Here is a 22593-nt window from a genome sequence, read left to right as displayed (position 1 = left end):
TAACTGTAGTGATTAATACAACTCCATTTGTTAAACCCAAGGACAAACTTTGCATTTATATCCCGAAAAAGCATCATCCGATGTACTGGTGTATCGAATAAACACAGATCAATAATAAGATCATAATTATTTTTATTCAATTTATTAATTGTCGCATCAGCAACGGCATGCTTAAAGCTTTTTAGAAAAACCGCATTATTACAATCATCTGCCTCGTAGACATCTCTAACATAGGGGTTATGTTTTATCGCTACACTACTTGATTTGGTAAGTAATAAATCAACCGTATAACCAGCCTCATAAAGACCCTTTACAAGTGGAGTAGAAATCACCACATCACCAATTGTTCCTTCATTGCGCAGGAGTAGTATCGTTTTGACAGACTTGATATCAAACACCTCTTTTCTACGCTTATCCCAGAGAATCTTAGCAAAATATATCTTAATATTAAGCCTTACCTCTTTCAGATAATAATTCTTTTTCCTATTCCACTCCCTTAATTTTCTGAATCGACCCGTTGAAATAGAAATCTCCAAATTCTTACTCACAACACACTCCATTTTCCTTGAAAAAGACGTTCATCTATAAGTTGAGATAAATGTTTAACTAACTCACTACTTATCGATATAGGTGATCATGACAATGCTGCATATGTATATCTTACCGAATGGTAATCCGATATATTGACATAATAAATCAAAATCCCACAGATCCCAAGCCCGTAAGAGTATTGTGGGCTACCGCCCCAACGGTGGCAGGCCGACCCCGTTACCGCAACTGACCATCAAGGGCCGATGGCTGGAAGCGCTGGGGTTTAACAAGGGCCAACCTGTGAGCATTATTGCGGAACAGGGCCAACTGATTATCCGCACAACCACCACCACGGAGGGGCCCCTGAGCCGATCCCCGAATTAACGTTGTCCGAGCAGTGTTATCTGCAGTGTAACAACAGCCGATTTGCTGAAATATCCATATCCTCAATCACCTAAGGGGTCTGAATTATCAAGCAAACGCATGAAAGGGGTGACCAAGGGATCCTTTGCGTCAAAAAGTTGCAACAGATATTCGGTGATTTTCCCTGCACTACTGGTGCGCCACACCAATGAGAGAGGGGAAGGTTTACGGCCTACCCTCGCCAGATTAAGCTCTGCCAGCCGCCCTTTGGCAATCTCTTCATGCGCAATAACCGCAGGCAGAAAACCGATACCGAGCCCGATCTCATGGCAGGTGATCTTGGTTGCCATGTCTGGCACCAAAAGTTCCTGCTGGCCGGCCAGTCGCCAAGGGGCTCGTTTCTGTAACCGATTGGAACTGTCTTCTATGTTTACCACCGGATAGTGCCGCAATTCTTGTTGGGTAATGGGTTCCGCAGCTGCAAGCAGCCGGTGATCCGGCGCGGCTACGCAGAGCCAATTGATAACGCCCATCGCCCTACTCTGAAAATCATCACTCATCGCATGAAAACCTGGTGCCCCTATCGCCAACTGGCCATCGTTGTACTGCATCTGATCCCATACCCCCATAAAAACGGCCATCTCCAACTTGAAGACAGTAAAGGGAAAACGTTGGTTTAAATGCGCCAGTAGGTAGCTGGCGGCGTTGGAATCATAAATAAGGTTGTTGAAGACCAACTTGAAGTTCGGTTCAATACCGTCATTAACCTGTTTAAGGGAGTCCGGCATGGTCTGTAACCATTCCAGTATCTGGGTGGCTTTCTCAAACAGCATCTCACCTGAGGGCGTGAGCTTTAATTTACGCGTGGTGCGTTCTATAAGCACCGTGTCCATATTGGCTTCTATCGTCTTGATTCGGTAACTGATAGCGGCAGTCGATCGATGCAGAACCTCAGCGGCCGCCGAAAAACTTTTTAGCTGAGCTACCGTCACAAAGGTACGTAGCTCTTCGAGGTCAATATTAGATTTCTGTTTGAGATCGAACATGGTTAAGTCCACCGATCCAGGACGGCCCGACACAAAGGAAATTCTAGCATGATTATCAATGCATTAGTTTAATCTTTATAGGCAGATCTTAGCACGATGATGCAATGGTGCTACGTATGCCCCCAGGTGTTAAATACTTATCTTTCTCTGCAACTTGCTTATTCACCCCCGATTAATCAGGTCATATTAAGTAACTGAATAATTTAATTATGATTCCTTACCTTTTTGATTCGGTTACGTCAGCCATTGCTGGTTTTGTCATCACCACACACACAAACGCTAATGCCAGTGCAGCGCCGAGGTAAATAGAAACGGGCAAACTGCTGTGGTATTGATGGATGAGATAGAGGCAGATTGAAGGGGCCAGTGCGCCGCCAAAAATACCCGCAGTCTGAAACCCGAGACCTGCCCCGGTGAAACGCACGTGGACCGGGAACATAGCAGGCATATGTGCCGCAAGTGGTGCCCACATTGCAGCCAGTAAAAAGAGGGCGACAAAGGCGGTAAGCACGATGATAGTCGGATCACGCATATCAACCAGCATGAAAAAGATAAATCCCCAAGCAATATTGGCTAAGGCTCCACAAGAGATAACAGCGCGGGTAGTGAATTTATCCGCCAGATAACCGAATACTGGGATACCAATGGCCTGGCCGATAGAGGCTGCGATACTGGCATTGAGAGCAATCTGCTTATCCAAGCCGATAAATGGCAGATAAACCAGCAAGAAGAGCGCAAACACATAAAAAGCAATGTCACTGCCGATACGTGAGCCGATTGCCAGTAATAATGTTCGCCAATGATTCCTGCAGATATCAATAATGGGAATGCTCTTGCGCTGTTGCAGAACTTGCTTGTTCGCCACAAATTCAGGTGATTCATCGATGGATCGGCGAACATAAAAGCCGATAGCCACCAGAAGGCCGCTAGCAAGAAAAGGAATGCGCCAGCCCCAAGCGATAAAATCCTCGGGCGGTAAAACTGCATTGATAACGGCGAATACACCGCTGGCAATCAAAAAACCAATGGGCGAAGCAAGTTGTACCATGCTACCTAAAAAGGCGCGCACCTTACTCCCTGCTGCAAACTCATTCACCATCAGCGCCGCGCCCCCCCACTCGCCGCCAAGAGCCAAACCCTGTAACAAGCGTAACAGGCAAAGGCCGACAGCCCCCCATATCCCTGCCGTTCCATAGGCAGGAAGGCAGCCGATCAGAAAGGTTGCCCCTCCCATCAGCAACAGCGCCAACACCAGCATGTTCTTTCGGCTAAAACGATCGCCAAAATGACCAAAGATAACCGCGCCTAAAGGTCTGGTCACAAAGGCGATGCCATAAGTTACCAGTGACATCAGCAGCGCGAGTTCTGTCGATACCTGGGAAAAAAAGACCGCTGGAAAAACCAAGGCGGCGGCCGTGCCATAAATGAAATGGTCATAAAATTCGAGTGTCGTTCCAGCAAGGCTCGCCAAAGTCACCCGCAGAAGTGAAGATTGCTTTTTAGACTCACCGCTATTTTTAGCCTCTGCCATCTCACTATCCTTTCATGTGAAATAAATGTCACTCATGAGTAATGTTTAATTTTTTATAAAATTCTCACAGCGCATCGTTAAGCCAAATTATACAATTACTCACTACTGTACCGCTTTATTGTCATCTCAATTTATTTAACCGGGTTTTAAATATGAGTATTTATCGCCAAGATATTTAACCGATCTCCAGTTTTAACCGTTTTGGTTAATGATTTTAATGAGAACACCCAGATTTAAATCGGAGCGTATCTCATCAAAAAATAATCGCTATCAGGTTGGTTGCTTTATATCGCTACGATAGAGAACAAAAGCTGCTGCTACCGTTGCCACTATCGCAAAAATAATATGCCAGTAGCCCGGGATCACATTTGCAGCAAATAATTTAAGCAGCAAAGGCACACCGATGGCAACCGGGATCACTTTCGGATACTTAATAGCGAAAGTGACCATCAAGGCACCGAAAACCGCCGGAACCGTGTAAGACTTGAGCGCATCTACCGCCGGGCCAGGCAATACAGACAACAGGAAAGAGCCGCATATTACGCCGACACAGATAAATGCCGTCGTCGTGGTTGTCGCGCCGATAATCGCAAGTGTCGACACCACTTCTGCCTCGCGTGAACCTGGCTCAACCTTGGCCAAATCCTGGGCAATGGCGGCAGCGGGTAACTTGGTTGTGCCTATATTGCCGGTCAAAAAGGCGAGATATGTGCCCGACAGACCCAGTGCGGGGTAAAAACTGATGGGTTCGATCAGCCAGATAAAGCCGAAGGACGCCACAATCAGCAACACATCATTCCACAACCAGTCCACGGGTGGGAAAATGCCGTGAACCAGGTAGAGATAAAGTATCGGAAAAGTGGTCGTCACACAGGCCGTTAGCAGAGTAACCCGGCCAATTTTGTGGACCGGATTGACCCACTGTTGAACGTAATTTGTGTTGTCCATAATTTTGCATCCTGATCAATCTATTCGCTAATCGGTGAACTCATGCCGATCATCGAGGGTTGATATGTTATGTCGAGCCATAAATCATCGATTCTATTGGCTCCAATACGATTAAATCTTTCTGGTAGCCAGGTTATCCGACAATGGATTGGACAATAGCCCCAGCAATGGTACCGACTAGCATGGCTATCCCCAGGCTATATTCCTTCAACTTCTCCACCCGTTGGGAGATCACATAGAGCACATAGGTGGCAATACCCGCAACCAACCAGGCACCGACGTTGCCACCGCCATGAATAATAGTGCCAGAGCTCAAGTTACCGTAGATGGCACACATTGCGGCACCGCTGACCAACGCCAGGATCTTGGGGTTTTTGTTGACCACCTTGGTGCGAATCTTCTCCAGATGACCGGCGAAGAAAACGGCGGATAACATCGAACCCATACCGTTCAGAGCCATACCAAACCAGGCGACAAACAGCACCACGACAGTGAAATCAACCCCTCCGAAGGTGACACCTGCGGCGTCTGCACCAAACTTGGCGGCTGCCATCTCGTTGGTGGCCGAAACGATAATGGATAGACGCATCCAGGTTATCGGCCCCCCCAGTACCGCCATCATGCCCACCAGTACGATCAGGATACCCAGTGCCGGGCCAACGGCAGTGACCATCCCTACCTTGAAGGACTTGGCACAAATTTCATCTGACATTCCGAGCAGCTTGGCATTCTTGCGCGCCAGCTTGTAGTAGGCATAGCCCTGTCCTACAACGACCATAATAGTGATACTACAGAGCAGCCATAGCAGCGGGCTGTTAATGATTTCATTCATTTGACACTTCCTTATAACTGACCATTTTGTCGCGGACCGTTATGCGGGCCGCAGACAAAATGGAATAAGTTGAAATCAGAACACTTCTGCACAACGCAGCAGCGCCTTCTCGAAGCAATCGATAGGTGGATTAGTGATCCCCGCCCCGATCTGCCCCTCTCCAGCCTTCTTGTGCACGCTACCGGTGGTGATGATCGGCAGAATGCCTGTCTCTACGACCTTGCGAATGTCGATACCGGTGGGCGAACCACGAAAATCGAGCACGGGTTGAGAGAAGTTCATATTCTCGAACAGCGTAATTTCGTACATTTTCTTAGAGATTTCGATGCCATCAGCAGCAGATCCCCCCACCAGTTGGACAATAGCGGGGGCGCCGCTTAAGGCAAACCCCCCAATGCCAGCGGTCTCAGTGATCGCAGAATCCCCCATATCTGGGTTGGCATCATCGTCGCCATACCCGGGGAAGTAGAGCGCCTTGACCATCTGAGCCGGCCCCGTGAACCACTCATCCTTAAGGCCGGAAACACGGATACCGAAATCCACGCCGTTTCGGGCCAGGGCGGTCACCATGGTACTTTTCTCGACGCCGTGAGCGACATCCAGACACACCTTGGAGGAAGGCATACTGATACTCAGGAAGTAGCCATCATTGCCGTTAATAAAATCGACCACCGGTTGCAAACGCTCGTGAGGCAGCCCCGTTTTCAACAGCAAGGGAAACAGTGCCCGTAAAAACAGACTGGTACCGGCCTTGTTACGGTTATGCCCTTCATCCCCCATGTGCAGTGCCTGGAATTGCAGTGATTTAGTGTCGATGCCTTCGCTCTGGGAGAGCGCCAGGTGCATGACTTCACGGAATTCAGAACGCATCCACTTCAAGCGCTCGATCACCTCAGGGCCGAAGGCACCATAGCGCATCACCTTGCCGCCCATGCCTTCTGGTACTGGGCAATAAGCGTAGTTGCCGTGGGTCTTGTTCTTGAAGACTTGCACCACCATGGAGTAGGAAATGACCCCGGCCATCGCGCCAACGGCGTTATGCTCATGGCAAGGTGCAAACTTGATTTTGCCGGAAGCGGCAAGCGCTTCAGCTTGCTGTTGATCAGCCGCCAGACCTTCGAGGATCAGCGCACCAATCACTGCACCCTGCATCGGGCCGCACATGCGTTGCCAAGTAATAGGTGGCCCTGCGTGCAGTATGGTGTAAGGCGTCATACCGGGGATGACATCCTTAGCTTGCTGATAATCCACCAGGAATGGAGCTGCTTCCATAAAGAGGTCAATGGCCTTCTGGTTTGCTTGGGTGATCTCTTCACTATCGAGCTTGGTCAAGGCAGCCAACAATACCTTGTTCCCCCCCGCTGGCGGCCGCCACTCAACCTGAACACTGTCGACGCTCTGGGAGAGCAGCTCATTGTTGAAATTCTCGGCACCGAAATTGATAGTTTTTAACTCGCTATTGAAAAGGGAATTAATTTTACTCATTACTGAATTCCTCTGATGATTTCGGCGGCGATACGTGCGGCATGAGCGTTGTTCTTACCTAGAATCACCCCAGCGGACTCAAGCTTTTGCATTTGCAGTTTCATGATTTGCGGATCCTTGTCTGTTCCCAGCACATAGCCGACGAAAATCACTTCTCGTCCCTGCTGCTGAGCCACCTTCTTGGCCGCCTCGATGCCTTCCAGCGTGACGCCAGCCGGATCTTCGTTTGAACCAAAGCCCAGCACTACATCGAACAGTATGACTGCGGTTTGCGGGTCAGCAGCTTCCTGGACAAGCCGCAGATTACGCAGGGTAGGATCGATCATCGGATGAGGCTTACCAACCGTGAAGGCATCATCCCCCATATCCACAAAGCTGTTTTTCACGCTCTCATTCGGATTGGCCAGCTTCTCTTGCTGTTTCTTGGCAACGTTACTGTAGCAAGGTAAGCCAGGGCACTGATTCTTGAAGATGATACGAGCTTCATCGGTGAGTGTGCCGCCACAGAAGACTCCACGCAGATATTTCTGGTTGGCATCTAACCGTTTGCTCAGTTCTGCAGCCAGCGCTGTATCCACTGCTACCGGTTCAACCCTGCCGCTAGCATTCAACAAAGCAACTGCCTTCTGTGCGCCCTCTTCCAACGTATTAGCAAAATGCAGGTTGGCATCAGCGGCACGGCTTACACCTTCGTTCAGGAAGCAGACCACGACCGGTTTACCGACCTGTTTGGCTAGATTACTCACCTTCTCGGCCACAGAAACTTCAGGTGGCTTGGAGACCAGCACGATGAGGTCAGTCTCTGGATCTTGCGCTAAGGCTTGCAGTGCATCGCACATCATGATGGCATTGATGCTCTTGGAGAGATCACGCCCGCCAGTGCCGATAACCTGACTAATGCCATAGCCATACTGGTCCAGCAACACGGTGATTTCCTGTGTACCGGTACCGGATGCGCCAATCACCCCAACACGCCCCTGATTGACCACATTAGCAAAGCAGAGTGCCTTCTGGTTGATGATGGCGGTGCCACAGTCGGGGCCCATCATCAGCAGACCCTTTTCATGGGCCAGGGACTTCAGCATCAATTCGTCTTCAATGCTGACGTTATCACTGAACATCATCACGTGTAGATGGTGTTGCAGCGCCTTCTTCGCTTCCAGCACCGCATACTCACCTGGCAGGGAGATGACCACCATGTTTGCGTCTGGGGATGCATTTAGGGCAGATTTGATACCAACGGGTTTACTCTTACTTGCAACACCGTTGCTGCGCTTCACCAACCCTTTTTCAATAGATTCAAATGCCTGGGCGGCGTTATCTTCATTTTCCAGGCTAAATGAAATGATAAGATCATTTGGCGTTGCTGCCTCAGCCTCTGGCGTGCTCATTCCGCTGTCCCGTAGTAGCGCTTTGTTGAGATCACTCCCCATACTGACAGAAAGATTCAGCACACCGTCCAGGCTGGTCAGACGCTTAGTTATTCCCATCAGGGTGACAGAGTCAAAATAGGTGTTCTTTTTTATTAAACAGAATATCTTCAACTTAATTTCTCCTAATGAACACTCAAATCGTAATTCGTTGATAATATTTCCGATAAGTTATTTATAAATTACCGCAACCTGCATCAATAAATAATTAAACACATGCCAATCAAGGCTTGCTTATTACTCAATGCGCCTATTATCATAAGTTAGCAATTAAAATAGCATGGTTATACCTAAGACCATTTAATGGTTTTAGTTTAAAAAATAAGTTTAACTCACCAATTAACTGATGGTTATATACTGTTACAGCACTGCAGATTAAAATTAACCATATGGTGTATATTAAACTCACAGCAATACAGATTCAATCGACGCATGAGTTAATCTAAAATACTATTAGAAAAAACTTAATAATGATCTGCATCAATAAATAACAGTGATCTGAATCAAACTTTAATTTAGACTTAAGTCCCTCATGATAATTAAAGTTCAATTTATTATATTTAATAGTTGATAAATTAGACCTAGATCACTTACAAAATAAGAATATACCGGTGATCATTGAAAATGCTTGATTTTGTCCACTGCGAGGATAATGCTTTTCGCCATGAAGATATTTATTACCAACGAACAAAATGTCGGACTCGAACACCTACATGATTCCAGCAGGGATAAGCACGTTTGTAATCGCATCAAGGCCGTTCTTCTCGCTTCCGAAAGCTGGAGCTCTGTGATGATTGCTCAGGCTTTGCGTTTGCACCAAACAACTGTTGATCATCACAGTGGCCGCCGGCCACCCGAAGGGTGAGCACCGCGCATCAAGCCCCCCTACCGCCATATTGCGTGATAACGGGTAAATGCCGCCCTTTAGTAACCAGGGGGAATAATCCCCCCAGATATTATTCTCTAAACCCTTTATCCAAATAGATTTTACCGTTATAACGTGTCCGCTCGAGTACTTGCTGGTAACGCCCTTTTTGGGCAAACAGCGTTTCCTTAACCACCTGTAATCCCGGGTTTTGGCTCTCATTATTGAAACATTCGCTCAATACTCGTCCATCTAATCCATCAAGGATTTCTTGGCCAAACCCAAGTATAGATAGCACTGTAGCGGCAATATCGGCGGGCCCACTAGGCAGTGTATTTTCCCAACAAGATTTGAAGCGACTGCCGGCAAACAAACAAAGTGATTGTAATTCTTGCGGCAGCAAACCACCATGAGCGCCACCGCCAATCGGTAAACAGGGTTCCATGGCTATCGTTCCGCGCTCCGGATCACCTTTGGTGATAAACCGGATATCAGGCGAACGAGGATGATGACTTAACACCAGATTTTCTGAAAATATCCCGTCAGGCAACGAAGTACCTAGCGTTTCCCGGCAAAACAACATGCCGGTCTCTTCATAGCCTTGAAGCGCTTCCAGTGCCAAATTTATCGCGGCAGGATTTTGTTGCATCGCCCAAAGTCCACCACAATAGGCGCCTACCATCATGAAATCCGCATCAGATGGCGAGGCACCCGCAACCATATCGTAAGGGGTGATTATCCGTAAACCCGCATCCGTTAAAGCACCACGCAGGTTACTGTGTCTCGCTATTGTCACATGCCCATGGTCAGATATAACCGCAAGTTGGATTTGTTGCCCCTGCTGTTGCCACCACTCGATGAGTGTACCGAATAGCCTGTCTGCCTGTGCCAGTGCAGCAAGGGTAGAATTGCCATCTACCCCATCCCCATGGCAAGTATGATCCGGTTCACCTATCCACAGCACGGTGACATCCGCCAGGCCACGTGGCACTTCCACCTGAAAAAAGGCATCCACCACGGCTTGACTACCCGCGTAATCAGGCTTGGTCAGCGCGGGGCCATTACCCATGCGTTGTTGCCAAAACGCTTTTTCCTCCTGAGGAAGAGCAGACGCAGTATCGTGTACGGGTAAATTCAAATGACCAGGATAATGTTCAGCAGTGTGATGTTTTAATCGGGTACTACCCGCGCTGTTAGAGCCGATGACGCGCATCGTCATGTTCGCCTCACCCAGTATTTGCCCCATAGCTCGCGCCTGAAATAGCGGATATTGGGTATCATTCTGTTCAATTGAGGACACACTACTGCCATCAAAAAATGGAGCTACCGATGTACCTGGTTGATTATAATACATATTAGCGATAATACCGTGACGGCTAGGATTAGCACCGGTATAAATGCTGGGATGATTAACATAAGTTTCAGTCGGGAATACCGCACGATGCCCTCGACAGACCGTCCACTCTTGCATCAAACGATAAAGGTTCGGCATGCGCTCTGGCGTAACGGCATCAGGACGTAGTCCATCAAAGCCAATAATCAGCACAGAAGATTTCATTTTCAACTCCTTTGAATTACACCATCAAGCTGGTTTTGCACAAAATCACCCAGCACAGAAATAGAAAGTGTTGCCACAACAATAATGGTTCCAGGGATGACAGCTATCCACCAGGCGGTAGTCAGGTAATCTCTGCCGAAGCCAAGCAACATACCCAGGCTGGTCATGGGGGGTTGAACTCCCACCCCTAAAAAACTGAGAGAGGTTTCAAGTAGGATAGTGCCAGGAAAGTTCAGGGTCATATTTACAATCAGCACCCCGGCGATATTAGGCAAAATGTGGCGCAGATAAATGCGTGGGGCGCCAGCCCCCAGAGCTTGTAATGCACTGGCATAACCTTCGGTAAGTGCAGCCCTGGCTAGGTTGCGCGAAAGACGGGCATAGCGATCCCAACCATATATCGCCATGATACTAATGATAATAGTCATGCCCGAACCGAAGAAAGCCAGAATCGCCAAGGCGATAATGATAAACGGCAAGGAGGCATTAAAATCGATCAACATCAGTACCACATCATCCACCCACCCCCGCCGCTGGGCAGCCAGAAAACCAAGAAAAACCCCCAATACCATCCCTGCTATAGTCCCCGCACAAGCAATGAGAAAGCTAATACGCATTCCGTGAAGCACGCGGCTCAATAGATCGCGACCCAACTCATCAGTACCAAGCAGGTGACTGAAACTGGAACCTGGCAGAGGGAATGGCGGTTTCAGGCGAGCCATTAAATTGGTGCCTTCAGGCGTATGCTGTGTAAGCAGATCGGCCAACAGTGCTGCAGCAAGCAATAAACACAATACGCCTACAGCACAACGAACAGAGACAGGCATGCGTCGCCATTTCGGAAACAAAAAAGTAGAAAAAAATGACTTCATAAAGATACCTTACCGGGTAGTTCCGCGCAGTTTTGGGTTAACGACGAGGGATAGCAGGTCCACCAGGAGGTTGGCGATAATCAGCGAGCACCCCACACCCAGTACAATAAGCTGCACCACCGGAATATCTCGATTGGCAACGGAGAGCACCAGCAAGCGTCCAATCCCTGGCCAGGAAAAGATATTTTCAGTAATCACGGCTCCAGCGGTGAGCGTACCCAGAAAAAAACCGGCTACTGTCAGCAAACTGATTAATGCATTGGGCAATGCATGCAACCAAATAATGCGTTGTCGTGAAAATCCACGCATATGTGCGGCTTGCACACACGGCAGGCTTAATCCATCCAACATTGCACTCCTCGCCATACGGCTGAAAATCGCCGCCTCTGACGTGGCTATGGTTAGAACCGGCATAATGTAGTGCAATAATGAGGCGTCACCATAGGTAGGCAACCAACCCAACCAGACAGAAAAGAACAGAATGAGCAACAGCCCGAAAAAAAAGTTGGGAACCGCAAATCCAAGTACCGAAATAAACAACAGACCTCTATCCAACTTTGTACCACTGTGTAGCGCGGCCACTATCCCTAATGGGATCCCCACCAGCAATGTCAGCAAGGCAGTGGGTAACATCAGTCGTAGTGTTGGCCCCATGGCATTGGTAAACAGTTGAATCGCTGGCAAACCCGTTACATAGGAAAGACCAAAATCCAGATGACACAGCTCGCCAAGATAACGCCAATATTGTGTATAGAGTGGCGAGTTAAGGCCGTGGGCGATTTTATAAGCCAACACGTCATCCGGTGTGGCCTCCATTCCTAAAATAAGTACGGCGGGGTCACCAGTGAGGCGTAACCCCAAAAATACGCAGGTAACCAACAAAAGCAGAGTAACAGCCGCTCTGCCGCAGGCTCTTGAAAAAAGTAAAATCATAAATCACCTAAGGGTCTAAAGCAGGCTGTTGCCCTCTCTTTTTGTGCGGAACGTATAAATGGCGGGGTATTATCTGCACAGGCGAACTGTTTATAACGACAACGTGACTGAAAACGACATCCTGCCTCCTTTTGGAATAGGATCTCTTCCGCGTTTTCCACCACAGGCACACCACTACCCGGCACACTTTCAAGCAAGAGTTGGGTATAAGGATGTAGAGGCGTGGTAAATACTTCCCTCGCAGGGCCATATTCCACAATACGACCTCGATGCATCACGGCAATATAATCACTGATATAACTCACCACATTCAGATCATGGCTAACAAATACCAGCGTTAAGCCCAACTCTTCTTTAAGGTTGCCTAGCAGTTCCAATACCTGTGCCTGAACGGATACATCCAATGAAGCGACAGGTTCATCACACACTAGAAATTCGGGTTGTGTCACCATCGCCCTGGCAATACCCACTCGTTGTAATTGCCCACCAGAAAGTTTGTCTGGGCGATAATCCAGCAGATGAGCAGGAAATGCCACGCGCCTCAAATATTCGCGAGCACGCTCTCGTGCATCTTTCGTTGTAGCAAGATGATGTATATGCAAAGGCTCAGCCACCTGGTCCAGTACATTCATGCGCCGGTCCAGTGATGCATAAGGGTTTTGGAAAACCATCTGCATTTTTTGCCGCATCATTTTCCAGTCTCGTGAACCCGGCATTGGCATTGGTTTTCCAGCATATTCAACTTGCCCAACCGTTGGCACTTCAAGACCTAACAATAATCTTGATAAGGTCGACTTGCCGCTCCCCGACTCACCAACAATGCCGAGTGTTTTTCCTTTCGGCACGGTAATATCGATATTCTCCAGCACAAAATTCCGCTGTTTTGAGGAAAATAGACCTGCGCGCCCATAAGCGTGGTAAATCCCCTTGCCCTCGATAAAGGGAAGGCAGTTGGGTTCTGCAATATTATCAACTGCACAATGCATATGCAGGCACCTCAGGATCTGGGGAATAACAGGTGACATCATTAGGTAATTGGCCGCAAAAGCTGACCCAACCGTTTTCCACCACATGTTGCTGCTGAGGAAACGAACACCCAGGTTGAGCGTTGGGACAACGTCCTTGGAAAAGACAGCCCTGATCTCGCTGCCATGGGGCTGGCACTTCGCCAGGAATAGGACGCAGTGCACCTTTGGGTGTATGGGCTTGAGGCATCGCCTCCAGCAATCCACGGGTATAGGGGTGTCGCGGGTTTGCCAGCAGCTTGCGAGTGGGGCCACTTTCCATAATCTGCCCTGCATACAACACCACAATGCGATCAGTAAACTCACTCACCAAATGCAGATCATGACTAATCAGCAATAATGCCGCCCCTCGAGCACGAACATTTTGTACCAGCCGGTGTAAGATTTGTTTCTGTACCACCACATCCAAAGCGGTAGTCGGTTCGTCCGCAATCAGTAGCCGAGGCTCACCTACCAGCGCCAAGGCGAGCATCACTCGTTGGCACATGCCACCGGAAAGTTGATGCGGATAGGCACTGAAATACTCTTCAGCGCGGTCAAGACCCGCTTCACGCAATAGATTAATCGCCAATTTTCTTAGCGCTACTTTATTAGGGCGGCCTCCTTGTGCTCCTGGGGTCTGAACAAACCAAGGGTGCTTGAGCGATATGGTTTCCATCATTTGCCGCCCAATGGTATACACTGGATTCAGGGCACTCAGCGCATCCTGCAGCATGAGACTGATTTTACCTCCACGCAAAGCAGTTAGTTCCTTCTCTGAGGTGGCTGTAAGGTTTGTATCCTGAAATAAAACCTTCCCCTCAAGCTGTGCTCCCGAGCCAGCGCAACCGATGATGCTCCGGGCCAAAACACTTTTACCCGATCCGGATTCGCCCACCAGGGCTAATATTTCACCTGGAGCCAAGTTGAGATTGATGTTGTTCAGTACGCGAAAGGCACCAAAAGAGACAGAAAAAGAGTGTATTTGCAGTAACGGTTGTTCCATAGCTCAAAAATCCTGTTTACACGATGCAGTAACGCATCACTGCATCGTGATTCCAATCGTGAACATTGCCCTTTGCTTTGTCAGAACAGTGTTACGTTGTCATTATGTTAAAAGTGTAAATTTCGAGCTGAAAAATCCATAAACTCCATGACACCGGCCTTCCATTGAAAGTCTGCCTTTTTGGCATAGAACATCGGCAACATATACAGCGGAGTGGCTGTCGGGTTTGCTGCCATTTCCTTCAGCATCCCCTTAAAGGCTTCCTGACGCTCCTTCAGGTCCACAGAGCTTTCCAAAATGGTGCCGAGCTGATCAAAGCGCTCAGGCATGGTGAAAAACTCTTTTTTGCGCCAAGGTGCTACTGGCTTGAAGCGACGCCACAACTGCCCTACAGGATCCTGGTAATAACCAGTGACTGAAGCGTTGTTGATCATTCGTGTTGGACTTTGGGCTTCAACTTGCTCCCAGTTTTCTTTGATCTCTAATTTGATATTCAAACCGACATTGTGCAGCATTTGCTCAATAGCTTGAGTGACCGACACTTCCAGCGTGTAGTAACCGGGTAATAAGCGCCATACAATTGGCTCGCCTTTATAACCTGATTCCTTCACCAGCTTTTTAGCCAGTTCAGGGTCATACATCTCCTTATCCATTTCAGGAATGTACATATTGCCAAAGGTTTTCATCTGCCATGAATTCGCCACTGTTGTGCGCCCCATAAACAAAGCATCGACAATAGCCTTGCGATCGATAGCATGTGAAATGGCTTGGCGGATGCGGGGGTCGCGCAAAGTAGGACTGCTTTTGGTATCAAACACTAAGCCATAGATATTCTCTACCGGCCCACCAACCACTTCAATGTTCTTGACATTGCTTAGGGTTGCCATTTGATCGGGTGCCAACTCGGTGATGATATCAAACTCACCGGAGCGCAAACCTGCCATTCTTGCTGACAGTTCAGAGACTTCAATAAAAGATAATTTATCAGCCGGCGCAGGGGTATCCCAATAACCATCAAACCGCTCCAACTCCAAACGGTTACTCAATGCAAAGGTCGCTATTTTATAAGGGCCAGTACCTACGGGTTTTTGACTCCATTTATCCCATCCGCCGGCGGCTAAATAGGCCTTTTGGGAAATGATTTCCGACATGCGCGTAGAAAAGCGCTTTTCCAGCAGTGGGTCTGCAACATTAGCCGTAACTCTGACTGTATAAGGATCGATAGCTTCAACTTTTTCCACTACACCAAGAAAGGGTGCTGCCAAAATACGACCGGGGGCTTGTTCAGCAAGGAACCGTTCAGGTCCAAAGGAAAAAACCACATCTTCAGCAGTCATCTCATTGCCATCATGAAATTTGACTCCTTTGCGAAGCTTGAACTCCACAGTCCGTGCATCAATACGCTTCCACGATTCAGCAAGGCCTGGTTTCATTTCCCCAGTAAATTGATCCAGACGGATCAGGGTTTCAAAAATGCTATATGTAATCCGGGCAAGACGATTAGCATTTTCGCCCATTGGCTCCAATGTTGGCGGTAAACTCGGTACTGCAACGATAAGCGAACGCGCCTGAGCTTGAACTGCCGAACCCATAACGCATGTGGCTACCATTACAAGTAGTAGAGTGATTCTATTTATATAATTCATACAATTCTCCTGGTGAATAGCTACTGTCATAAAACAGCAAGGAGCATTGCATACCTATAAAATCAGAATGATTACGCAACCGTGATCATTATATGACAGTAAATGTCGTTCCTTGTCAGGTGAGGATATTGCGGATATTAGTCTGAAATTTTTACAAATATCCCACTGGTAAAACAGGTTATTATCCTGTCCATTCAAATGGGCAAACCTCAACGTTATTGATGCTAGCGAATGCCGGCACGCATAAAAGATTGAACAAACTGACGCTGAAAAATCAAAAAAAGTATCAATAATGGTAATGATGTAATAAGGGTCGCAGCACCTATCAAAGCCCACTGTACACCTTGCTCCGGTGCTGAAAATAATTGTAACCCGACTGTTAATGGGCGTACCTTAACGGAATCAGTGATCACCAGTGGCCAAAGGAAATCGTTCCAGTGAAAACTTATTGATACTAATGCAAATGCAACATAGATCGGTTTGGCTAACGGAATATAAATCCTGCGTAAAATATAAAAACGGCTGGCACCTTCAACAATAGCCGCTTCTTCCAGCACCACTGGAATACTTTTAAACGTCTGACGCAACAAAAAAATAGCGAAAGCCGAAGCAAAATAAGGCAGTGCAATTCCCAATAGGGAATCTCTTAAGCCGAATGCACTGATAGTTTTATAATTATTAAGAATTAACACATCCGGGCTAATCATTAGCTGCAATAATATTAATGAGAATAATATGCCGGACCATTTGAGGCGGAAACGTACCAATGCATAGGCAGCCATCGTCGCTAGTACTAACTGGCAGATGATAATCATCAATACCAACATAATAGTATTCAGAAAATAACGTTCAAATGGTGCAGCCTGCCAGGCATTGACAAAATTCTGTAAAGTCAGTGCGGTAAAGAGTGAGATATTCCCTTGTTCAGATGCTGGATGAATTGCTACCCATATAGCAACCAAAATTGGCAAAAACCACAACAATGCGGCTACCCAGATCACAAAGTTTAAGCAGATTTTTTTGATCGAAAAGCTTCGTGAGTGAGTTAGGGTTATTATCAGGCTCATTGGTAATGCGCTCTCTTATCCAGCAGATTAAATTTAATCAGTGCAATCCCTGCCAGTATCACTAACAATACCACCGTCATGGCGGAAGCATAGGGCAAATCCCAAAAGCTAAAAGCAGTCTGATAGATGTAAAACAGTAATAAACTGGTACTGTTGTTGGGTCCACCATTGGTCATGGCAATCACTTGATCGACAATACGAAAAGCATTCATTGCAGCATTAATCAAAATAAACAGCGTAGTAGGCATCAATAAAGGCCACTGTACACGCCTGAAGAAATAGCGTCGCGAGGCCCCTTCTATCTCGGCGGCTTCGGCTAACTTAGGGTCAATTTGCTGCAAAGCGGCTAGATAAAAAATCATGAAAAAGCCGGCTTCACGCCAAATTGAGACCACCATCAGGCAATATAATGCTGTATCCGGGTCACCTAACCAATTGATGGCAGGTAGGGAAAACAGCGCCAATAACTTATTGAGCAACCCCAACTGTGGCGTGTAAAAAAATAGCCATAAATTTGCAATGGCAACCATGGGCAGCAACGAGGGAATAAAAAATGCTGAACGGATGATAGCATTACCACGCAAATGCCGATTAACCGCTAAAGCCATCATTAAAGCCAATACCACTGCCAGTGGAATAGTAATAATCGCATACAGCAAGTTATTGCGCAGCGAGATCAGAAAAACTTCATCATCCAGTAATGCATGGTAATTATCCAGCCCAACAAAACGTGCTGGTGTGGTACCCTGAGCTGAGCTGAATAAACTTTCCCACACAGTTGCCAAGGCGGGATAATGAGTAAACATAAACAGGAAAGCCAAGGCAGGGAGTAGCAATAGGTAACCATAAATCTGTATTGATATACCCCGGCGATACGTCACATGGCTAACCTGATAAAGAGTGTTCATGTGTTACCCATTACTGGTAGGGTTTCAGCAGACGATCAGCCTGTTTCTGTGCAGCTTCAAGGGCCTGTTCCGGTGCCTTGCTCTGAGTGACTGCCGCTTCTATAGCGCGGTTAAGTAACTCTTGAATCTGTACACTTCGATAGGTAGCCAGCTCAGGTTGCGAATATTTTAGCTGCTCGCGAGCCACTAACGCCTGAGGTACCTGCTTGACATAGTCTTTCATGGCTGATGTCTCCCAGGCTGCAGGGGATGTGGCGACATAACCTGTAGCAATACTCCAGCGAGCAGCTTGCTCTGGAGCTGATACCCAGCGAATGAACTCCATCGCCGCTTTTTGTTGTTCCGGCGTGGTATTTTTGAAGATATAAAGGTTGCCGCCGCCAGTAGGGCTGCCACGCTGGGTTTTCTCTGGCAACATTGCCACGCCAAATGGAAATTTGACGTTTTCGCGCACAGTGGTCAGGTTACCGGTGGTGGTGACCATCATCGCTGTTTTGCCATCAATAAAATCTTGCGGTGTCGTCCCCCATGTGATGGTCCCTTTTGGTGATACTCCTTCTTTCTGGCCCAAATCGGTCAGCCATTGCAATGCTTCAATGGTAGATGGAGTATTAAAGGTCACTGCGGTACCCTTGCCATTATCCAGATGGCTACCATTAGTGGCTGCGATACCTTGGAAATTCCAATAACCGTTGGGTGTTGATGGAATTTCAATGCCCCATTGCTCGACATTATCGCCATCACGGATCACCAATTTCTTGCCAAAATCAACCACCTGCTGCCAATTGGCAGGCGGTGTTTCTCCGTCCAGACCGGCCTTTTCAAACGCTTGCTTGTTCCAATACAGTACCACGGTAGAACGTTGGAAAGGGATACTCCAGACCTTCCCATCAATATGGCGCAGGAAGGCAGGATAAAAACCATCAATCCACGCTTTATCTGACGGTTCGTTAGCTAAGTCACTGACAGGCAGAATAGCGCCAGCATCCATCAGGGAATAAACTTCAATATCACCAATAACAGCTAATTGCGGCGCGTTACCACCACGAAAAGCGGTTAATGCTTTGGTTACAGTGGTGGCGTAATCGCCAGTATAGACGGGTTGAATTTTAATATCAGGGTGTGTTTTTTCAAAATCAGCAACCAATGTATCGACAGTCTGGCTGACTTTTCCCCCTACAGCGATCGGATAATACATTTGCAATTTAACTGCATCAGCAGCAAAAGCAGAAGTTCCAGTAACGATGAGTAGCGTCGTAGCTAAACGTGATAAGCGCAGAATTAAAGACATATTTTCCCCTTTCTAAAATCAGCATGAATAAAAAATAACTACATGGCATAACGTTTTTCTAAAGGTAAAATTTTTTGCTCAACGTCATAGCAACGTTTTCCAGTTATCGTGGAAAAGAAATATTGAGAATGCGTTGCCCAACGAAGTCCAACCGTATCGTTTTCAGCAAAATGTTTCATGCCCGGAATTTTAACGGTTATCGTTTCTTGAGAATCGACGAGTTGGCATACAACAAGCGTGTCGGCCCCCATGTATTCGTAGCTGACCACTTGCCCGCTAACCTTGCCGTCCCCCTCTGCTGTCAGTTGGATATCTTCAGCCCGTAACCCAAGACTCAGCTCGGCTTCCTGACTGTTCTCCACCACAGGCACCTGCATATCGCCCAGATAATGGTGTTCACTCTGGCGCAATAATGGCAGCAGATTCATCGGCGGCGCCCCAATGAACTGTGCGACAAATATCGTTGCTGGGTTGTTGTACACATTGTCAGGGGTATCATGCTGTTCAATGTTTCCATTGTTGAGCAGAATAATGCTGTCCGCCATACTCATGGCTTCGGTCTGATCGTGGGTCACATACACCATGGTCAAACCCAGTTTTTTCTGAAGGTTGCGTATTTCACGACGCATGCTCTGACGCAATTTGGCGTCAAGATTTGACAACGGTTCATCCATCAAGCACAGCTTATTGTTGGCAATCACCGCGCGGCCCAGTGCCACACGCTGTTGCTGGCCCCCCGAAAGTTGAGCCGGAAGTCGTTCTAATAAACTGTCAAGTTCCATCAGTTGGCTGACACTGTCCAACCGTGTGGCAAAGTGACGCTTATCTTCACCACGAGCGCGCAGGCCAAACAGCAAATTTTCACGCACATTGAGATGAGGAAATAAGGCATAGGATTGAAACACCATCGACAGTTTTCGCTGAGAAGGTGTCAATCCTGTAACATCAGCTTGCTGGAAATAGATGGCGCCACTATCGGCCTGCTCCAGGCCAGCAATGATACGCAGCATTGTCGATTTGCCACAACCAGAAGGCCCCAACAGCGCGATGAAATCCCCTTCTTGCACATCAAAACTGATGTTATTAAGTGCGATTTGATGGCCCCAGGTTTTCCTGATGTTATGCAATGATAAGTAACTCATGCCCACGTACATCTCTGCAGTTAGTTATCAGTACAACCTAGCTAGTTTGGGTTAACCTTTTATGACGTATAGATGACCCTTAGAGTAACGCAGCGGAGCAGGCAGTAGATTCACCATTGCACCTGTAATCCTCATGCTTGAGGATGGGGGAAATTGATGAGATTTAATAGTTGAATGAATACCACCTAATACTCAATTAACTTGAAGATGCTTGACCAAGTCAGTTATTAGGGAAATATTGCAAAAAAACTCCCCTACCAGCGGATCGTGGTAGAGGAGTTTAGGGTCGGGCTAAGGGAGTGTTAGAAGTTGTACTTAGCCCCCAACATCACGCCAGTGTCACTGTAACCGTTGTTACCCATTTGCTGGGCCACATTACCCCACAGATTCACCTGCTTGTTGAGTTGCCCTTCTACACCCAGTTTCAGCTCGGCAATATTGGCAGCACCATCCTGCTTGATGCTCAAACCATCCAGATTGCTGCCAAAGTCCTTACTGTTATGCACCCAGTTGGCTTCGACAAATGGCTGGAATACCCGGTGGTTGCCCTTGTCCTGGTCGCTGTAACCGTTGATAAAGGCTTTCACCCCCAACCGGCTCTGCAGGTTGCCATCCCCTTCACCTTTCACCCAGGTGCCGCCCGCTTCACGGTGGTCATCGGCTTTGACGCCCATCCAGGTCAACTGGGCTTTCGGTTGGATAAAGTAGCTCAGGTTGTTGGCGACACTTTCTCCCAGCTTGAAGGTATAACCACTCTCTACCGAGGCGCTGACCCCTTTCGACTTGTAGGTTTCGCTAGCCTGCTCCTGACCGGTCACCGTGTTGTCGAACCAGCTGTACTGCAACCAGCTGTCCACATACCAACCCGACTTGTCCGCCGCATTGGCATACCAGGTGCCATAGGCCCCCACGCTGTAACCGTCTACCGCCCCTTTGGCATCATAGCCCAGGCGCGATACAGTGTTGCTCTTGGTGTCGCCATAACCGGCCATTAACCCGAGGTGGAAGCGGTCTGCACCATTGTGGCTCCACTGGGCGATATCGCCACCCAGTTGCAGCACATAACGGTTGGACTGGGTACGCAACTGGCCACTTTCGTCTCGAACGCGATTGTGCCCCCCTTCATTACGCAGCCACAGGCTGGTGACCTTGTGCTCACCGGTCAGGGCGTCAATGTACTGCGTCTCCCCCAAACGGTCATGCAGACGGGTAACGAACATGTTGTTGGCTGCCGCCAGGTTGGCATTGTAAGCCCCCGCTTCCGGGCGGATATCCGAGTGATTATCCTCCCCCGACTTGCTGGTCAGGTACCAGTTACCTGCGGTGCCCGCTTGACTGCCACGGCCCAGGGTATAGTCATACGCCCCGGCAACAATACGCCCGTTTTGTACAAACTCGCCGTTGGACTCACCACCGACGCGCACTACTTCAATCCCTTCCAGCGTCTGGGCTCCGATCCCACCAGCATTGTTGATTTGCACCCGGGTGCTGCCCGAGGTATTGCCCGCCACCACCAGTTTATCGGTCAGTGAGCTGTCATCCCCCAGTTGGGTGTTCATCACCAGCAGGCCATTGTTGCCCACGTAGTTACCGTCCACCGTCAGGGTTTTGAAGTTATTGGCCGTTGGGGCGACAAAGGTCACCGTGCCGCCATGAGTGAGGTCATTAACCAAAGAATCTGCGGTCATGGTCCACTGGCTGCTGCTGTCAATGCTGACATCCGTCGGGTCAATCCAACCGGTCAGGCTGGCACCGTTAATCAGGCTCAGTTGCGTGCCACTTTGACCAATCACATTGCTGGTCAGTTGCGCTCCGCCACTGGTGCCATCCAGAATCAGACTGCCGCCTTGCAGTTCAGTGTCCCCCACCCAGGCGGTATTGCCGCTCAGGGTCAGGCTGCCGCTGCCGTCTTTGATAAAGGAGCCGTTGCCGGTAATCGCCCCGGCATAGTCGCTGTTGACCGTGGTATCGGCATTGACCGCCGTCAGGGTAGCGCCATTCAACTGAACCTCGCTGCCCTTGCCGCTCAAACGGTTAAACTGCTGGTCGTTGCCATTGAGGTTGACGATACCGCCGTTAACAATCACCTCGCTGCTGGCCTTGATACTGTCGGCAATATCCAGTTGCAGCGTGCC

At 48.3% G+C, this 22593-nt stretch carries 19 protein-coding genes and 1 pseudogene; 2 read left to right on the top strand and 18 right to left on the bottom strand.

Annotation, left to right across the window (positions count from 1 at the left end):
* A partial coding sequence (locus tag IO95_RS00720) for a glycosyl transferase (RefSeq protein WP_037383340.1) occupies positions 1-548 on the bottom strand: 548 nt, incomplete at its 3' end.
* A gap of 181 nt (positions 549-729) precedes the next feature.
* Here IO95_RS00720 and IO95_RS00715 point away from each other — a divergent pair.
* The gene (locus IO95_RS00715) at positions 730-915 is read left to right on the top strand and encodes a SymE family type I addiction module toxin (protein WP_072011631.1); all 186 of its coding nucleotides are present in this window, start codon (positions 730-732) and stop codon (positions 913-915) included.
* 62 nt (positions 916-977) lie between these two features.
* On the opposite strand, the gene allS is transcribed toward IO95_RS00715, so the two are convergent.
* The 6 genes from allS to fdrA form a co-directional block, all read right to left on the bottom strand.
* Complete coding sequence (allS, locus tag IO95_RS00710; protein WP_023489927.1) at positions 978-1940, bottom strand: HTH-type transcriptional activator AllS; 963 nt, start codon at positions 1938-1940, stop codon at positions 978-980.
* Between the two features lie 217 nt (positions 1941-2157).
* Complete coding sequence (locus IO95_RS00705) at positions 2158-3471, bottom strand: MFS transporter (RefSeq protein ID WP_023489926.1); 1314 nt, start codon at positions 3469-3471, stop codon at positions 2158-2160.
* 270 nt (positions 3472-3741) lie between these two features.
* Complete coding sequence (locus IO95_RS00700) at positions 3742-4419, bottom strand: hypothetical protein (protein WP_023489925.1); 678 nt, start codon at positions 4417-4419, stop codon at positions 3742-3744.
* 133 nt (positions 4420-4552) lie between these two features.
* Positions 4553-5251, bottom strand: coding sequence for a DUF5058 family protein (locus IO95_RS00695; protein WP_023489924.1), 699 nt, complete (start codon positions 5249-5251; stop codon positions 4553-4555).
* A 75-nt stretch (positions 5252-5326) separates the two neighbouring features.
* The gene (locus IO95_RS00690; RefSeq protein WP_023489923.1) at positions 5327-6736 is read right to left on the bottom strand and encodes a DUF1116 domain-containing protein; all 1410 of its coding nucleotides are present in this window, start codon (positions 6734-6736) and stop codon (positions 5327-5329) included.
* Positions 6736-8280, bottom strand: a complete 1545-nt coding sequence (fdrA, locus tag IO95_RS00685; RefSeq protein ID WP_023489922.1) for an acyl-CoA synthetase FdrA — start codon at positions 8278-8280, stop codon at positions 6736-6738. The genes IO95_RS00690 and fdrA overlap by 1 nt, the downstream gene beginning before the upstream one ends.
* Before the next feature lie 550 nt (positions 8281-8830).
* Here fdrA and IO95_RS23755 point away from each other — a divergent pair.
* Positions 8831-9004, top strand: a pseudogene (locus tag IO95_RS23755) (IS630 family transposase); the annotation flags it as partial.
* Positions 9005-9122: 118 nt separating this feature from the next.
* Here the strand turns inward: IO95_RS23755 and IO95_RS00680 are convergent.
* The 11 genes from IO95_RS00680 to IO95_RS00630 all read right to left on the bottom strand — a co-directional run.
* Positions 9123-10589, bottom strand: coding sequence for an alkaline phosphatase family protein (locus tag IO95_RS00680; protein ID WP_023489921.1), 1467 nt, complete (start codon positions 10587-10589; stop codon positions 9123-9125).
* 2 nt (positions 10590-10591) lie between these two features.
* The gene (locus IO95_RS00675) at positions 10592-11416 is read right to left on the bottom strand and encodes an ABC transporter permease (protein WP_037383321.1); all 825 of its coding nucleotides are present in this window, start codon (positions 11414-11416) and stop codon (positions 10592-10594) included.
* Positions 11417-11470: 54 nt separating this feature from the next.
* Positions 11471-12394, bottom strand: a complete 924-nt coding sequence (locus IO95_RS00670; protein WP_023489919.1) for an ABC transporter permease — start codon at positions 12392-12394, stop codon at positions 11471-11473.
* Positions 12391-13380: an oligopeptide/dipeptide ABC transporter ATP-binding protein gene (locus IO95_RS00665; RefSeq protein ID WP_023489918.1), complete on the bottom strand. Its 990-nt coding sequence runs from the start codon at positions 13378-13380 to the stop codon at positions 12391-12393. The genes IO95_RS00670 and IO95_RS00665 overlap by 4 nt, the downstream gene beginning before the upstream one ends.
* Positions 13364-14404: an ABC transporter ATP-binding protein gene (locus IO95_RS00660; protein ID WP_023489917.1), complete on the bottom strand. Its 1041-nt coding sequence runs from the start codon at positions 14402-14404 to the stop codon at positions 13364-13366. Before IO95_RS00660 ends, IO95_RS00665 begins: the two co-directional genes overlap by 17 nt.
* Positions 14405-14511: 107 nt before the next feature.
* Entirely contained in the window at positions 14512-16050 is a 1539-nt protein-coding gene (locus tag IO95_RS00655; protein WP_023489916.1) for an ABC transporter substrate-binding protein, read from the bottom strand.
* A gap of 224 nt (positions 16051-16274) precedes the next feature.
* Positions 16275-17117, bottom strand: a complete 843-nt coding sequence (locus IO95_RS00650) for a carbohydrate ABC transporter permease (RefSeq protein WP_023492549.1) — start codon at positions 17115-17117, stop codon at positions 16275-16277.
* On the bottom strand, positions 17114-18025 hold the full coding sequence (locus tag IO95_RS00645) for a carbohydrate ABC transporter permease (RefSeq protein WP_023492550.1): 912 nt from the start codon (positions 18023-18025) through the stop codon (positions 17114-17116). Before IO95_RS00645 ends, IO95_RS00650 begins: the two co-directional genes overlap by 4 nt.
* A gap of 10 nt (positions 18026-18035) precedes the next feature.
* Positions 18036-19316, bottom strand: a complete 1281-nt coding sequence (locus IO95_RS00640) for an ABC transporter substrate-binding protein (protein WP_023492551.1) — start codon at positions 19314-19316, stop codon at positions 18036-18038.
* 38 nt (positions 19317-19354) lie between these two features.
* Positions 19355-20458, bottom strand: coding sequence for an ABC transporter ATP-binding protein (locus tag IO95_RS00635; RefSeq protein WP_023492552.1), 1104 nt, complete (start codon positions 20456-20458; stop codon positions 19355-19357).
* Between the two features lie 302 nt (positions 20459-20760).
* Positions 20761-22593: autotransporter outer membrane beta-barrel domain-containing protein (locus IO95_RS00630; protein WP_152554872.1), on the bottom strand; the 1833-nt coding region annotated here is incomplete at its 5' end.

The sequence above is a fragment of the Serratia sp. DD3 genome, from assembly GCF_000496755.2.
Note: the sequence above shows the minus strand (reverse complement) of the source record. Positions and strands in the feature narration are given on the sequence as shown.

Bases quoted from the DNA above. Each gene is read 5' to 3' on its own strand.
- IO95_RS00700 (WP_023489925.1), bottom strand. From the start codon at position 4,419: ATGGACAACACAAATTACGTTCAACAGTGGGTCAATCCGGTCCACAAA.
- IO95_RS00645 (WP_023492550.1), bottom strand. From the start codon at position 18,025: ATGAACACTCTTTATCAGGTTAGCCATGTGACGTATCGCCGGGGTATA.
- IO95_RS00675 (WP_037383321.1), bottom strand. From the start codon at position 11,416: ATGCCTGTCTCTGTTCGTTGTGCTGTAGGCGTATTGTGTTTATTGCTT.
- IO95_RS00680 (WP_023489921.1), bottom strand. From the start codon at position 10,589: ATGAAATCTTCTGTGCTGATTATTGGCTTTGATGGACTACGTCCTGAT.
- allS (WP_023489927.1), bottom strand. From the start codon at position 1,940: ATGTTCGATCTCAAACAGAAATCTAATATTGACCTCGAAGAGCTACGT.
- IO95_RS00650 (WP_023492549.1), bottom strand. From the start codon at position 17,117: ATGAGCCTGATAATAACCCTAACTCACTCACGAAGCTTTTCGATCAAA.
- IO95_RS00640 (WP_023492551.1), bottom strand. From the start codon at position 19,316: ATGTCTTTAATTCTGCGCTTATCACGTTTAGCTACGACGCTACTCATC.
- IO95_RS00655 (WP_023489916.1), bottom strand. From the start codon at position 16,050: ATGAATTATATAAATAGAATCACTCTACTACTTGTAATGGTAGCCACA.
- IO95_RS00660 (WP_023489917.1), bottom strand. From the start codon at position 14,404: ATGGAACAACCGTTACTGCAAATACACTCTTTTTCTGTCTCTTTTGGT.
- IO95_RS00665 (WP_023489918.1), bottom strand. From the start codon at position 13,380: ATGCATTGTGCAGTTGATAATATTGCAGAACCCAACTGCCTTCCCTTT.
- IO95_RS00670 (WP_023489919.1), bottom strand. From the start codon at position 12,394: ATGATTTTACTTTTTTCAAGAGCCTGCGGCAGAGCGGCTGTTACTCTG.
- IO95_RS00635 (WP_023492552.1), bottom strand. From the start codon at position 20,458: ATGAGTTACTTATCATTGCATAACATCAGGAAAACCTGGGGCCATCAA.
- IO95_RS00695 (WP_023489924.1), bottom strand. From the start codon at position 5,251: ATGAATGAAATCATTAACAGCCCGCTGCTATGGCTGCTCTGTAGTATC.
- IO95_RS00690 (WP_023489923.1), bottom strand. From the start codon at position 6,736: ATGAGTAAAATTAATTCCCTTTTCAATAGCGAGTTAAAAACTATCAAT.
- IO95_RS00705 (WP_023489926.1), bottom strand. From the start codon at position 3,471: ATGGCAGAGGCTAAAAATAGCGGTGAGTCTAAAAAGCAATCTTCACTT.